Genomic DNA, 13,660 nt, shown 5'->3' on the forward strand with positions numbered 1-13,660 from the left:
GGTCCCTGCCTCAACCCCAACCCCACCCCTTGCGATGAACAGAGCCCTTAGCGGCTGACAAAGCGTTGCGAGCGCTTGTCGGGTGGGTGCGGACGGCGCAGAGAAGCCGGAGTGTCCACGTGGTACATGCCGCACCGAGCAGCGGCCTCGCAGTAGCGTTGAGCTGCCCGTCAATGACCGGCACTGGCCTGCCAGTGGTGTAACAGTTCAACACAATCGCGCAAGCGCCAATCGGCCAGGCCCGGCCAGGGGTCGCCGGGGGTATTGACCAGCACGGTGCCTGCGCCAGCGGCGCGGCCACAGGCCAGGTCGTTGTGGTGGTCGCCGACCATCAGCAACGCTGTGGCATTCACTTCCCAGCGCCGCTGGAAATACTGCAGGCCGTCCGGCGCGGGCTTGGGCGCGGCCTCGTCGCGGCCGACGATGTCGTCCCATGCGAAGACATCGCCCAGGCCGATCGCCTCCAGCGTCACCTGCGCCAGCACACGCGCATTACGGGTCAGCAGGCCGAGCCGGCAGCCATCGGCCTGCAGTGCGCGCACCAATGCCGGCGCGCCCGGCGCAGGTTGCGCGGCCTCGGCCAGTTCGCGTTCGTGTTCCAGCAACCAGGCGTGCTTGGCCTGCGCCTGATCGGCAGGCAATGCAGCCAGGTGATGCAGGATGTCGTGTTCCGGCGGGATCTCCAGCGCGCGCCGGATCAGCGCGAAATCGTGCGCCGGCAGCGTGAGCGTACCGTCCATGTCGAACACCCAGTGTCGGCAGGCAGACAGCGGCAGGCGTGCGGCGATCGCGCCGTCCATGCGCTTATTTCCAGCCCGGCATTTGCGTGGTATCCAGGCCACCGACCTCGAACTCGGCCGTGCGCGTGCCGCCGGCCTTGACCGGGAAGGCGATGCTGATGCGCTTGGCATTACGCACCACTTTCCACAGCGCCTTGTCGTCATCGATGAACATGGCGATCGCTTCATCGGTGTCCGGGCGGTGGGCGGCCATCGCACGCGGTGCGCCACCATCGGCGGCGACCTGCACCTTGCAGCCGCCGTAGCAATTGAAGTCGCCGGCCTTGAGCACGAGATAGCTGTGGCGCTTCCACTGCGGGTGATCGCGGAACACCAGGCTCACCGGCTTGGGCCCGCTGCCGTCCACATCCACGCGCTGCTTGGCATCGATCATCGCCGAGCGCTGCGTGCCGCCCTTGGCCGGTACCTGCGAGTACTGCCAGAGCGCCTGCATGCGACGTAGTTCGCGCGCCTGCTCGCCCTTGGCCTTGATGTCGGCATAGCCGGGTTCGATGCGCGTGGCGGCCGCGGTGCCGGCATAGCCTTCGAGCAGGGCCGCACCGTGGGCGCGCGCCATGTCCCAGTTCTGCGCCTTGACCGCTTCGTCGTATTGCTTGGCGAGCGCATCGGCCTGGGTTTCCTTGGCCTGCGCCTGCGCGGTTTCCTGCGCCTTGCGTTGCGCCTCGCGGTCGGTGCAGGCGCTCAGGGCCGCAACGCACAAGGCCGCGCTCAGCAGATACTTCATCGTCGACTCCGGAAGACATGAAAGGCAGCGGCAACGATACCAGCCTGCCCGCGACAGCCGCGATCAGACTGCGGCACAGCGTAGGAGCGCACCCGGGCGCAATGGAGCATTCCCGGTAACGCCACGTCGCGCCCGGGTGCGCTCCTGCAACGGCGATTGCAGGGCGCGGTGCCGCCTGCACGATGCAGCAAGGAAAGCGGCGGGAGGGCGTCTGCAACGCCCTCCCCTGCCATTACGGCTGCGGCTGTGCCGGCGGCGCCGCCTTGGCCTTGGCGATCATCTCGGTCACCGAGGCGGTGGTGATCGGGTGATAGCCGGGCTTGGCCTTTTCGAAGGCCTGTTCTGCAAACGCGATACCGTCCGGGGTCTTCAACAGCTCGGCATAGATCGGCAGCACCAGCTTGCGCCGGCCCACGCGCTCGATGAACTCGCCGGCCGCCGGGCGTGCGTCGGTGTAGCCGCTGCGGATCGCCAGCGGATACCAGCGCATGGCGATCTCGCCGTTCGGGGTACCGGTGAAGTGATACGCATCGTCCAGCTGCTTGAGCTGCTCGGGCTTGAGCGTGGCGCCCATGCCGCTGAGGAAATGCACCCACTCCTGCGTGCCCCACTCGCCGGTGACCTGCTTGCTGGGCAGCGTGCCGCTGCCGCTCCAGGCGATGCGCGCGGTGTCCACGATGGAGAAACTGCGCGAGCGCGCCTTGGCCGCAAACGCCGGGATGCCCGGCTGGTTCAACCACGCATCCACTTCGGCAGCGGTCACCGCGGTGGGGTTCTTGGCCAGCAGGTTCTTTTTCAGGTAATCGACGAACTGGTCGGTGGTGGCGCTCTGGAAGGCGTGGTCGTCGAACCAGCCGCGCAGGAACGGGTCGAATACCTCGCGGCCGAAACGCTGCTCCAGGAACTGCAGGAACCAGGCGCCCTTGACGTAGGCCACCTGGCTCAAGGCTTCGTCCGGATCGCGCTGCGCCAGCGGCGGCAGTGCCAAGGCCTGGTCGGCCGGCGCCATCTCCTTCACTTCGGCCAGCAGATCGCCCTGGTCGATCTCGCGCTCCATCTCGGCCATCTCGGCGCCGTACAGCGCCTCGGTGATGCGGCCCTGCACGTAGGTGGTGAAGCCTTCGTTGAGCCAGATGTCCTTCCAGCTGGCGTTGGTCACCAGGTTGCCGGACCAGCTATGCGCCAGCTCGTGGGCGACCAGCGACACCAACGACTTGTCGCCGACGATCACGGTGGGCGTGGCGAAGGTCAGGCGCGGGTTCTCCATGCCACCGAACGGGAACGACGGCGGCAGCACCAGCATGTCGTAACGGCCCCAGCGATACGGGCCGTAGAGTTTTTCGGCGGCACCGATCATCTTCTCGGTGTCTTCGAACTCCTTGGTGGCCTTGTCGGCCATCGCCGGCTCGGCCCACACGCCCGAGCGCGCGGAGATCGGCTTGAACACCACATCGCCGGCGGCGATGGCCAGCAGATAGGACGGGATCGGCTCGGGCATCTTGAAACTGTAGTCGCCGTCGCGCGCGGCCTTGGGGTCGTTGTCGGCGCTCATCAGCACCATCACGTCCGGGCGCGAGGTCACATGCGCGCTGTAGGTGAAGCGCACGCTCGGGGTGTCCTGCAGCGGCACCCAGCTGCGCGCGTGGATGGCCTGCGACTGGCTGAACATGAAGGGCAACTGCTTGCCCTCGGTCATCGACGGCTCCAGCCACTGCAGGCCCGAGGCGGTGGGTGCGGTGTGATAGGTGATCACGACCTTGGCGGGCTGGTTCGGCGTCTCGATGGTGAGCTTGCTGCCGAAGGTCTTGTCGGCCGGCGCCAGCGCGAACTGCAGCGGCGCCAGGCCGCCCTTGCCGTCGTCGGCCTGCACCTGGGCGATGCTCAGCTCGCGCGTGTCCAGCACCAGCTGCTTGGCGGCCTTGTCCTTCCATTCCAGCGTATAGGTGGCGGTGCCACCGATCTGCTTGCTGTCGAAATCCAGCTTCAGGTCCAGCGCCAGATCCTTGATGACCACCGCCTGCGGCTGGGCGTAGGAGCTTTCGTCGTGGTTGCGGGCGTCTGCTTTCACGGGGGCCTTGGCAGTGGCGGCCGGCGCGGCAGCGGTGGACGCCGGCGGCGTGGAGTCATTGGAACAGCCGGCCAACGCAATGGACACGGCCAGGGACAGCGACAGGAACGGGAAGCGCATCGACGGCACCGCAGCGAGAGAATTGGCCATTTTAGCGCCCCAGGCCATGACCTGCCCGTGCCGCCGCGCGCGGGCGTGCCGCCGGTGGCCGCCGACAGCTAGTGCCTGCTGACAGTGCGCGCTGGCGCAGCGCCGGCGGTCATGTCACCGGATGATCGCGCGGGGTGTCATGCCCATCGCGCACCAGGCGCCGGCCACCGGAGAACTTGGCGCGGTACATCGCCGCATCCGCACGCCGGTACAGCTCGGTGGCATCCACATCCGCTGCGTATACCGCGCTGCCGGCGCTCAGGTGCAACGGCGCTTCCTCGCCGTCTTCTCGCTCGAGCATGGACAGCCATTGATTGAGCTTGAGCGTGGCCTCGTCCTCGCCAGCGTGCACGCCGATCAGGAATTCGTCACCGCCCCACCGACCGATCCAGTCCTGCGCGCCCAGCCAGCCATAGGCCGATTCCACCAGCCGCACCAGCACACGGTCGCCGGCCAGATGCCCGAAGCGGTCGTTGATCTGCTTGAGGTTGTCCATGTCCAGCACGAACAGCACGAACGGCCAGCCTCCGCGCTGCGCGGCAGCCACCGAATCGCGCATCGCCTGTTCGCAGCCGCGGCGGTTCAGCGCCTCGGTGAGCGGGTCCAGCAGCGCGTGCTTCTTGAGATCGCGCATGCCGGCATCGATGCCGCGCAGGCTGCGGTTGATTCCGCGCAACAGCCGGCCCAGTTCGTCATCGCCATGCTCGGGCAGGCTGGGCAGGCGCTGGTCGGCGTAATAGGTATCCAGCGCGTCGGCGGCGATACGCAGTGGCGCCAGCAGCCGGTACAGGGCCGAGAGCGTCAGGGCGGTGCCGGCCAGCGTCGCCAGCAGCGCCACGACGATCACCGACCACAGCAGGTGTCCGCCCAACTCGCTTTGCGAGGCCAGCCACGCAATCAGCAACAGCAGCGGCAGATGGATGCCGACAAAGGTCACCGCCAGCAGCTTGGCGCTGAAGGAGCGGGGAAACACGCGCGAGAGCCCGGCATACAAGCGCATCCAACTCTCCGGCAAGGGGGCGCCTAGTGTCGCCGACCGCTGGTGGAGCCAACGCGACGGAAGTCGCAGAACCTGGCGGTGCGCACGCCGATGCAAACAGCAACCGGCGCAAAGCGAACCCGAGCACCCGGGCTGGCATGCAGCACGCAATGCGCCGCATGCAAGCCCCGGAGGCGCGACGTCAGATCTTGTAGCCGGAGTGGATCGCCACGATGCCGCCGGTGAGGTTCTTGTAGTGGCAGCGTGCAAATCCGGCCTCGCCCATCATGCCCTTGAGCGACTCCTGCGGCGGATGCTTGCGGATGCTCTCGGCCAGGTACTGGTAGCTGTCGGCATCGCGCGCGAACAGCTGGCCCAGCCTGGGCAGGATCTTGAACGAATGGAAATCGTAGATCGGCTTGAACCACTCGGCGGTGACTTCGGAAAATTCCAGCACGCGCGCCTGCCCGCCCACCTTCAGCACGCGGTACATCTCGCGCAGCGCGGCATCCTTGTCGGTGACGTTGCGCAGACCGAAGGAAATCGTGACCAGGTCGAAACTCTGGTCCGGGAACGGCAGCGCTTCGGCATTGCATTGCACGTAGTCGAAGCCGGCCACCAGCCCACGGTTGGTCAGCCGGTCGCGGCCCACCGACAGCATGCCGGCATTGATGTCGCCCAGCACCACCGCACCCTCATCGCCCACGCGCTCTTTCAGCAGCACGGCGATGTCGCCGGTGCCGCCGGCCAGGTCCAGCACGCGGTCGCCCGGCTTCACCTGCGCAGTGGCCACGAAGTAACGTTTCCAGGCGCGATGCACGCCCAGGCTCATCAGGTCGTTCATCAGGTCGTAATTGCGCGCGACCGAGGTGAACACTTCGCCGACCAGCTTCTGCTTGTCCTTGGCAGCGACATCGCGAAAGCCGAAATGGGTGGTACCGGAGGTATAGGGGGATTCGCTCATGGGGGGATTATCGCACTGCTGACACCACCGTGACCGCCACCGGACCACACTGCGACCTCTTCCGCAACCGGCCCCGCGAGCATTGCGTGCGCGACAAGTACGTTCAGCGCGACTGGCAGCCCCATGAAAAGCCCACCCTGCCCGGGTCGGCCTCCACGCCCCTGCATCCGACCCGGCGCCGCATCCAGTACGGCCTGGTGGGCGTGGTGGTGGCGCTGACCGGGGGCCTGAGCAATGCGCTGGTCACCGCCAACCTGCCGTATCTGCAAGGCACGCTGGGCGCCTACGGCACTGAAATGGCGTGGCTGCCGGCCGCCTATGTGATGACCAACATGTCGGCCAACCTGCTGCTGGTGAAGTTCCGCCAGCAGTTCGGGCTGCGCCGGTTCACCGAGATCTTCCTGGCGCTATACGCGGCCATCGCCTTCGCCCACCTGTTCGTGCACAGCCTGAGTTCGGCGATCACCGTGCGTGCGGCGCATGGGCTGGTGGGCGCGGCGCTCAGCTCGCTGGGGCTGTACTACGTGATCCAGGCGTTCCCGGCCCGGTATCGGCTCAAGGCGGTGGTGCTGGGCCTGGGCATCACCCAGCTGGCGTTGCCGCTGGCGCGGGTGTTTTCCACCGACCTGCTCGAATTCGGCCAGTGGCAGGGCCTGTACCTGTTCGAGTGCGGGCTGGCCGTGTTCGCGCTGGCCTGCGTGCTGGCGCTCAAGCTCCCGCCGAGCGATCGCTATCGGGTGTTCGAGCCATTGGATTTCCTCACCTTCAGCCTGTTCGCCGCCGGGGCGGCCGGCCTGGCGGCGGTGCTGTCGCTGGGCCGGCTGCTGTGGTGGACCAGCACTGCGTGGCTGGGCGTGGTGCTGGCCGCCTCGATCGTGCTGCTATGCGCCGCCACCTGGATCGAGCACAACCGCCGCAACCCGATGATCAACACGCGCTGGCTGGCCAGCGGCGACATGCTGCGGCTGGGCCTGGCCATCCTGCTGATCCGGCTGGTGCTGTCCGAACAGAGCACTGGCGCGATCGGCTTCTTCCAGACCCTGGGGCTGGCCAATTCCCAGCTGCAGACCCTGTTCGCGCTGATGCTGCTGGGCGCGGTGGTCGGCGTGGCCGCCAGTGCGTGGCTGATCGATCCGGCGCGCATCGCCGAGCACCTGATCGTCGCAGTGGCGGCCATCTGCGTCGGCTGCTTCATGGATGCCGATGCCACCAGCCTCACCCGCCCCGAGCAGATGTATGTCAGCCAGTTCCTGCTCGCCTTCGGCAGCACCTTCTTCATCGGCCCGGCGATGGTGGCCGGCATCGGCCGGGTGATTGCGCAGCCCGGCAACCTGATCAGCTTCATCGTGCTGTTCGGCATGGCGCAGAACATGGGCGGCCTGCTGGGCAGCGCGCTGCTGGGCACCGTGCAGGTGCTGCGCGAGAAATACCATTCCAGCCGGTTGGTGGAGCACCTGGTGCTGACCGACCCGCAGGTGGCCGCGCGCGTGCAGGCCTATGCGAGCGCGTACGGCAGCAGCATTGGCGACCCAACCTTGCGCCAGGCCCAGGGCGTGCGCGCACTGGGCAGCGTGGCCACCCGCGAAGCCAACGTACTGGCCTATAACGACGTATTCCTGTTGATCGGCTGCATCGCCATCGCCACCGGGCTATGGATCCTGTCCGTGCTGGTGTGGCGGCGCTACGTGCGCCCTGCCGTTTCCCCCTCCTCTCCTGCTTCCAGCGCACGCCCATGAGTACATCCGCAGACTCCTCTCCTGCCACCGACCGGCAACGTCGCCGCCGCCGCTTCACCGGCGCGATCGGGTTCGGCGGCCTGGCGCTGATCGGCGTGGCGTTGGTGCTGTATGCCTGGCGGCTGCCGCCGTTCGTCAGCGCCATCGAACGCACCGAGAACGCCATGGTGCACGGGCAGATCACGGTGATCGCGCCGCAGGTCAGCGGCTATGTCACGCAGGTGTCGGTGCAGGATTTTGCGCACGTCAAACGCGGCCAGCTGCTGGCTACCATCGACGACCGCATCTACGCCCAGCAACTGGAACAGGCCAAGGCGCAGGTGCAGACCGCGCAGGCAAATCTCGCCAATTGGGAGCAGCAGCGGCATGGCGCGCAGGCCGCCATCGCCGAACAGCGCGCTGCGCTGAGCAGCACCCAGGCCCAGCGCGACCGCACCCGCTCGGCCTATGCCCGCACGCAGCAACTGGCCGACCAGAAGCTGGTGTCCGAGCAGGACCGCGACACCGCCTTCGCGGCGCGCGCGCAGGCCGAAGCGGGCGTGACACAGGCGCGCGCCGCAGTGCAGGCGGCCGAAGAAAACGCCCGTAGTGTCACCGTCAACCGCGCCGCGCTGCAGGCCGCGGTGGCCAATGCGCAGGCCGCGCAGCAACTGGCGCAGATCAACCTGGACAATACCCGCATCCTGGCCCCGCGCGATGGTCAGCTCGGCCAGCTCGGCGTGCGCCAGGGCGCCTACGTCACCAACGGCACGCAGCTGATGGCGCTGGTACCGGACACGCTGTGGGTGGTGGCCAACTTCAAGGAGACCCAGATGGCGAAGATCCGTATCGGGCAGCGCGCCAGCTTCACCGTGGATGCGTTGAACAACGCGACCCTGCGCGGCCGCGTGCAGGAGATCTCGCCAGCCGCCGGCTCGGAATTCAGCGTGCTGCCGGCCGACAACGCCACCGGCAACTTCGTCAAGATCGCCCAACGCATCCCGCTGCGGATCAGCGTCGACCCCGATCAAGCGCTGGCCGCGCGACTGCGCCCGGGCATGTCGGTAGTGGTGGCCGTGGACACCGGCAGCGCCGTCGACTGAGCACCGCCATCGGCATGCCCGCGGCGCGCACCTGCGCGCGAAGCACCGCTATCATGCGGCGATGCCTTCCTCGATGCGCCCCGACCTGCAGTGGCAATCACTGCGTTTTGCCGAGCTCGGCACCGTGCAGCTGTATGCGCTGCTGAAGCTGCGCAGCGACGTGTTCGTGGTGGAGCAGCGCTGCGCCTATCCCGAGCTGGACGGCAAGGACACCCACCCGGGTGTGCTGCATCTGCTCGGAACGAGCGCCACCGGCGAGCTGGCCGCCTATCTGCGCGCCCTGCCGCCGGGGCTGAGCTATCCCGAGCCCAGCATCGGGCGCGTGGTGATCGGCAGCGCGTTCCGCGGCAGCGGGTTGGCGCATGTCTTGTTGCAGCATGGCCTGCAGCTGGCGCATGCGCATTGGCCCGGCAGCGCGATCCAACTCGGCGCGCAGGCGCATCTGCAAGCCTTCTACGCGGCGCATGGATTTGCGCCAGCCTCTGCGCCGTATCTGGAAGACGGCATCCCTCACCTCGACATGCTGCGCCCTGCCGGTGCAGCCCCTCTGGAGTCTGCATGATCACCACCCCCGACTATCGCGCCCTGCTCGACACCGCCATCGCCGAAGCCCGCCAGGGTCTGGCCGAAGGTGGCATCCCGATCGGCGCGGCGTTGTATCACACCGACGGCCGCCTGCTCGGCTGCGGCCACAATCGCCGCATGCAGGAGAACGACCCGTCCGTGCACGGCGAAACCGATGCCTTCCGCAAGGCCGGCCGCCAGCGCCGTTACAAGGACACCATCATGGTCACCACGCTGGCCCCGTGCTGGTACTGCAGCGGGCTGGTGCGCCAGTTCAACATCGGCACCGTGGTGGTGGGCGAATCGGTCACCTTCCAGGGCGGCATCGCCTGGCTGCGCGAGCATGGCGTCAACGTGATCGACCTGCACAGCCAGGAATGTATCGACCTGCTCGGCGGCTATATCGCCGCTCATCCGGACGTATGGAACGAGGACATCGGCGAGGATTGAGCGCGCGCGGAGATTCCCGCGACAGCTGGCCTGGCGATCGCGATGCGTACTGTCGGCACCTTGCGGGCTGGCGGTGACGCATTGCCCATTGCCGACGTCAACGCGCCTTGACATGCACGACGCTAGTCTCGCGCTTTGCCCACGGGGGGATCGTTCAATGGCAGTGCCAGATGTCGTAATACCCGGCCGCGTCACGGCGCAGCCGGTCATGGAAGTGGCAGGTGCGGCCGCGGGCGTGCTGCCGGTGGCGCCGGTAGATGCGTGGGCTTCAGGGTTGCTCGCAGTGGACCAGGCGCGCTGCCCTCATCCGCCCTTCGGGCACCTTCTCCCGCAGGCGGGAGAAGGACAGGCGGCAGGTGTCGGATTGAACGTCGGTGGCCTGGTTGCCGCGTCTGCGCTGGCTGGCAATGGTCTTGCACAGGCGGCAAGCGGAGCGACGCAGGGATCTCCATTGGACATGACGGCCCCATTGCGCAAGCCGCTGCTGCAGGCACCTGTGACGCAACCGGCTGCCAGACCCCCAGCGGCTAGCTGGAGCCGGCTTGATACGCCGCAGCAGCCTGCACTGACGGATCCCGCAGTCAACGCCCGTGCGCACCTTGGCGCCGTGTTGATCCAGCGCTACAGCGCCAGTCTGCGCTGACTGACGACGGCGAACGTCGCGTCGCTGGGGGGCCAGCCACTGGCAGGTCGACGTATGCGGCGCGGCACAGCTGCAGCGCACGATGTGACCCATGCCGCTGGTGACGACTGCCTCCAGGGCGACCACTCACATCGGCCTTGAGCAGTGAAGAAACAAGATCGCCACGACAAGAAGACCCGCCATTGGCGGGTCTTTTACGCTACCGCTGCATGCTTGTATGTATCACCGCAGGCACGCAGACGGTGGACGATCACAGGATGTAGCGGCTCAGGTCAGGATCCTGCACCAGCTCGCCCAGCTGCGCGTCCACATAGGCCGCATCCACGCTCACGCGCTGGCCATCGCGATCGGGGGCTTCGTAACTCAAGCCATCCAGCAAGCGCTCGAGCACCGTGTGCAGTCGGCGTGCACCGATGTTTTCCTGGCGCTCGTTGACCTGGGCGGCAATCTCGGCCAGACGCTCCACCGCATCGGCACCAAAGCTCAGCGACACGCCTTCGGTCTGCAGCAGCGCTTCGTACTGCTTGATCAAGGCGGCCTTCGGCTCGGTGAGAATGCGCACGAAATCGGCCTTGGTCAGCGCGGTCAGTTCCACCCGGATCGGGAAGCGGCCCTGCAGTTCCGGAATCAGGTCGCTGGGCTTGGCCAGATGGAACGCGCCCGAAGCGATGAACAGGATGTGGTCGGTCTTGACCGTGCCGTACTTGGTTGACACGTTGGAACCTTCCACCAACGGCAGCAGGTCGCGCTGCACGCCTTCGCGGCTGACATCGCCACCGCTGGAGCCGGCTTCGCCACGCTTGGCCACCTTGTCGATCTCGTCGATGAACACGATGCCGTGCTGCTCGCAGGCCTCGATCGCCGCCGCGCGCACATCGTCTTCGTTGACCAGCTTGCCGGCTTCTTCTTCGATCAACAACGGGCGCGCGGCCTTGATGGTGAGCTTGCGCTTTTGCGACTTGCCGCTGCCGATGTTGGCAAACATCTGCCGCAGCTGCTGGCCCATTTCCTCCATGCCCGGCGGGGTCATGATGTCCATGCTGGCATTGACCGCCACGTCCAGTTCGATCTCGCGCTCGTCCAGTTCGCCGTTGCGCAGCATGCGGCGGAACTTGATGCGGGTATCGTTCTCCTGCGACGAAGGCTCGTTGCGTGCAGCTTCCGGATCGAAACCGATACCGGCAGCGCGACGTGGCAGCAGCGCATCGAGGATGCGGTCTTCGGCGCGTTCTTCGGCCTGGTTGCGCACGCGCACCTTGGCCTGCTCGCGGTACAGCTTGACCGAGGTATCGGCCAGATCACGGATGATCTGCTCCACGTCCTTGCCGACGTAGCCGACCTCGGTGAAGCGGGTGGCTTCCACCTTGACGAACGGCGCATTGGCCAGGGTAGCCAGGCGTCGCGCGATCTCGGTCTTGCCCACACCGGTCGGGCCGATCATCAGGATGTTCTTGGGCATGACCTCGTTGCGCAACTCTTCAGGCAACTGCATGCGACGCCAGCGGTTGCGCAGCGCGATGGCAACGGCGCGCTTGGCATCGTGCTGACCCACGATATGACGGTCGAGCTCCTGCACGATTTCGCGCGGAGTCATGGTTGTGGTTTGGGGATTTGACATTGGGGATTGGGGATTCGTAGAAGTGGAGTAGGAACGATCGATGCGTGTCCGGCTACGGGGAGAGGAGCGCTGTTGCCAATCCCCACTCCCCATTGCCGAATCACAGCTCCTCGACCACCACGTTGCGATTGGTATAGATGCAGATATCGCCGGCGATGTTGATGGCCTCGGTGGCGATGGTCCTGGCATCGAGCTCGGTATGCGCCAGCAGCGCGCGCGCAGCAGACAGCGCATACGAACCGCCAGAACCAATGGCGATGATGCCGTCCTCCGGCTCGATCACATCGCCGGTGCCGCTGATGATCAGCGAGGTTTCCTTATCGGCCACCGCAAGCAAGGCTTCGAGCTTGCCCAGGCGGCGTTCGGTGCGCCAATCCTTGGCCAGTTCCACTGCTGCACGGGTCAGCTGGCCATGCTTGTCCAGCTTGGCTTCGAACAATTCGAACAGCGTGAATGCATCGGCCGCAGCGCCTGCGAATCCGGCCAGCACCTGACCCTCGCGACCAAGCCGGCGCACCTTGCGCGCATTGCCCTTCATGACCGTATGACCAAGGGTGACCTGGCCATCGCCAGCGACGGCGACGTGTCCACCACGCCGCACCGAAATGATGGTGGTGGCGTGAACGATATTGGGGTTCTGGCTGGGGTCCATGGATCCTCCGGGGGTTTCCAAGGAGGTGGGGACGCCCCTGCCGGGTTCAAGCGCGCTGCGATGAAGCGACGCGGGGACGCGACGCAAGGCCCCGCTCACGCGTCAGCCATCTAACCCCTCTCAGCCTCACAGCGTTTTCGAAAGAAATTAGCCTTAGAAATCGAGGCTACTAGCGCACGTACCCTCACCCCAACCCCTCTCCCGAGGGGAGAGGGGCTTTGAGCACCTCCCCAGAACGCGCCCACCGCTGCATCAGTTGCATCATGCGGCGATCTCGCTGACATCACGCACACGCCAGCTCACTCAGTCGCTTTCTTGCGTCTGGCGCGCGGATGCGCGGCGTCGTAGACCTTGGCCAGGTGCTGGAAATCCAGGTGTGTGTAGATTTGCGTGGTGGCGATATCCGAATGACCAAGCAATTCCTGCACGCCGCGCAGATCGCCGGACGATTCCAGGATATGGCTGGCAAAACTATGCCGCAGCATATGCGGATGCACGTCCTTGAACATGCCCTGGCGCACGCCGAGCTGCTTGATGCGGATCTGCACCGCGCGCTGCGAGATCGCGCCACCGGCGCGCCCCGGAAACACGTGCATTTCGGCACCTGCGCCGCTGTCGCGCTGCCACTGCCGCAAGGCGGCAACCGCATGCGAACCCACCGGCACCAGCCGCTGTTTGCCGCCCTTGCCCAGCACCATCACCAGCCCGCTGACCAGATCCAGGTCGCGCCAGCGCAGCGCGCACAACTCGCTCAGGCGCAGACCGGAGGAATAGACCAGCTCCAGCAGGGCACGGTCGCGCAGGCCCAGCGGTGCATCGGTTGGCACTTCGACCAGGCGCACGGCTTCGTCGGCATCGAGCACCTGCGGCAGCTTGCGCGGCGCCTTGGGCGCACGCAACGCCGCCGCAGGGCTGACCGCGATGCGTCCATGCTTGAGCAACCAGGCGTAGTAGCTGCGGCAGGCGGACAGGCGCCGCTGCAGGCTCTTGGCCGACAGCCCGCGTCGGTGTTCGTCAGCGACGAAGCGGCGCAGGTGTGCGCTGTCCAGGCCTGCGACATCCCGCGGTAGTGCCGCCTCGGCCGGTTGCTGGTCCAGCCAGCTCACCAGCGCGGTGAGGTCGCGTCGATAGGCGTCCAGCGTATGCGCAGACACCTGCCGTTCGACCTGCAGATACGCCAGGAAGTCGTCTACCGAAGACACGTCACAGATCCTGCGGCCGCACCACCAC

The 13,660-nt window shown here is 66.6% G+C and carries 12 protein-coding genes and 1 other RNA gene; 4 read left to right on the forward strand and 9 right to left on the reverse strand.

All coding sequences use genetic code 11. From position 1 onward, the window contains the following. Positions 1-52: 52 nt before the first annotated feature. From ACCQ05_RS18235 to ubiE, 6 genes are all read right to left on the reverse strand, one after another. A non-coding RNA gene (locus ACCQ05_RS18235) (sX9 sRNA) lies at positions 53-128 on the reverse strand. Between the two features lie 42 nt (positions 129-170). Next, complete coding sequence (locus tag ACCQ05_RS18240; RefSeq protein ID WP_228964771.1) at positions 171-800, reverse strand: HAD family hydrolase; 630 nt, start codon at positions 798-800, stop codon at positions 171-173. Between the two features lie 4 nt (positions 801-804). Further along, a complete protein-coding gene (locus ACCQ05_RS18245; RefSeq protein ID WP_372391953.1) occupies positions 805-1,524 on the reverse strand; it encodes a hypothetical protein in 720 nt (239 codons plus the stop codon). Between the two features lie 232 nt (positions 1,525-1,756). Next, positions 1,757-3,712 carry a M1 family metallopeptidase gene (locus ACCQ05_RS18250; protein WP_372394163.1) on the reverse strand — a complete coding sequence of 652 codons (1,956 nt, stop codon included), beginning with the start codon at positions 3,710-3,712 and terminating at the stop codon, positions 1,757-1,759. Between the two features lie 139 nt (positions 3,713-3,851). Continuing rightward, positions 3,852-4,742 carry a GGDEF domain-containing protein gene (locus tag ACCQ05_RS18255; protein ID WP_167394431.1) on the reverse strand — a complete coding sequence of 297 codons (891 nt, stop codon included), beginning with the start codon at positions 4,740-4,742 and terminating at the stop codon, positions 3,852-3,854. 181 nt (positions 4,743-4,923) lie between these two features. Further along, positions 4,924-5,685, reverse strand: a complete 762-nt coding sequence (ubiE, locus tag ACCQ05_RS18260; RefSeq protein ID WP_104539409.1) for a bifunctional demethylmenaquinone methyltransferase/2-methoxy-6-polyprenyl-1,4-benzoquinol methylase UbiE — start codon at positions 5,683-5,685, stop codon at positions 4,924-4,926. An 86-nt stretch (positions 5,686-5,771) separates the two neighbouring features. Between ubiE and ACCQ05_RS18265 the strand changes: the two genes are divergently transcribed. The 4 genes from ACCQ05_RS18265 (at position 5,772) to ACCQ05_RS18280 (ending at position 9,517) form a co-directional block, all read left to right on the forward strand. Next, a complete protein-coding gene (locus tag ACCQ05_RS18265) occupies positions 5,772-7,421 on the forward strand; it encodes an MFS transporter (RefSeq protein WP_372391956.1) in 1,650 nt (549 codons plus the stop codon). Further along, entirely contained in the window at positions 7,418-8,503 is a 1,086-nt protein-coding gene (locus ACCQ05_RS18270; protein WP_372391958.1) for an HlyD family secretion protein, read from the forward strand. Before ACCQ05_RS18265 ends, ACCQ05_RS18270 begins: the two co-directional genes overlap by 4 nt. A gap of 61 nt (positions 8,504-8,564) precedes the next feature. Continuing rightward, positions 8,565-9,065 (forward strand): GNAT family N-acetyltransferase, encoded by a 501-nt coding sequence (locus ACCQ05_RS18275; RefSeq protein ID WP_372391960.1) that lies wholly within the window; start codon positions 8,565-8,567, stop codon positions 9,063-9,065. After that, positions 9,062-9,517 (forward strand): nucleoside deaminase, encoded by a 456-nt coding sequence (locus ACCQ05_RS18280; RefSeq protein ID WP_372391962.1) that lies wholly within the window; start codon positions 9,062-9,064, stop codon positions 9,515-9,517. The genes ACCQ05_RS18275 and ACCQ05_RS18280 overlap by 4 nt, the downstream gene beginning before the upstream one ends. An 893-nt stretch (positions 9,518-10,410) precedes the next feature. Here ACCQ05_RS18280 and hslU read toward each other — a convergent pair. The 3 genes from hslU to xerC all read right to left on the reverse strand — a co-directional run bounded on the left by hslU (position 10,411) and on the right by xerC (position 13,632). Further along, on the reverse strand, positions 10,411-11,778 hold the full coding sequence (gene hslU, locus ACCQ05_RS18285; RefSeq protein ID WP_372391964.1) for an ATP-dependent protease ATPase subunit HslU: 1,368 nt from the start codon (positions 11,776-11,778) through the stop codon (positions 10,411-10,413). A 100-nt stretch (positions 11,779-11,878) separates the two neighbouring features. Then, on the reverse strand, positions 11,879-12,430 hold the full coding sequence (gene hslV, locus ACCQ05_RS18290) for an ATP-dependent protease subunit HslV (RefSeq protein ID WP_026112384.1): 552 nt from the start codon (positions 12,428-12,430) through the stop codon (positions 11,879-11,881). Positions 12,431-12,729: 299 nt separating this feature from the next. Then, on the reverse strand, positions 12,730-13,632 hold the full coding sequence (gene xerC, locus ACCQ05_RS18295; protein WP_372391966.1) for a tyrosine recombinase XerC: 903 nt from the start codon (positions 13,630-13,632) through the stop codon (positions 12,730-12,732). Between the last annotated feature and the right edge of the window lie 28 nt (positions 13,633-13,660).

The sequence above is a fragment of the Xanthomonas sp. NCPPB 3582 genome (assembly GCF_041475735.2).
Taxonomy (GTDB): domain Bacteria; phylum Pseudomonadota; class Gammaproteobacteria; order Xanthomonadales; family Xanthomonadaceae; genus Xanthomonas; species Xanthomonas codiaei.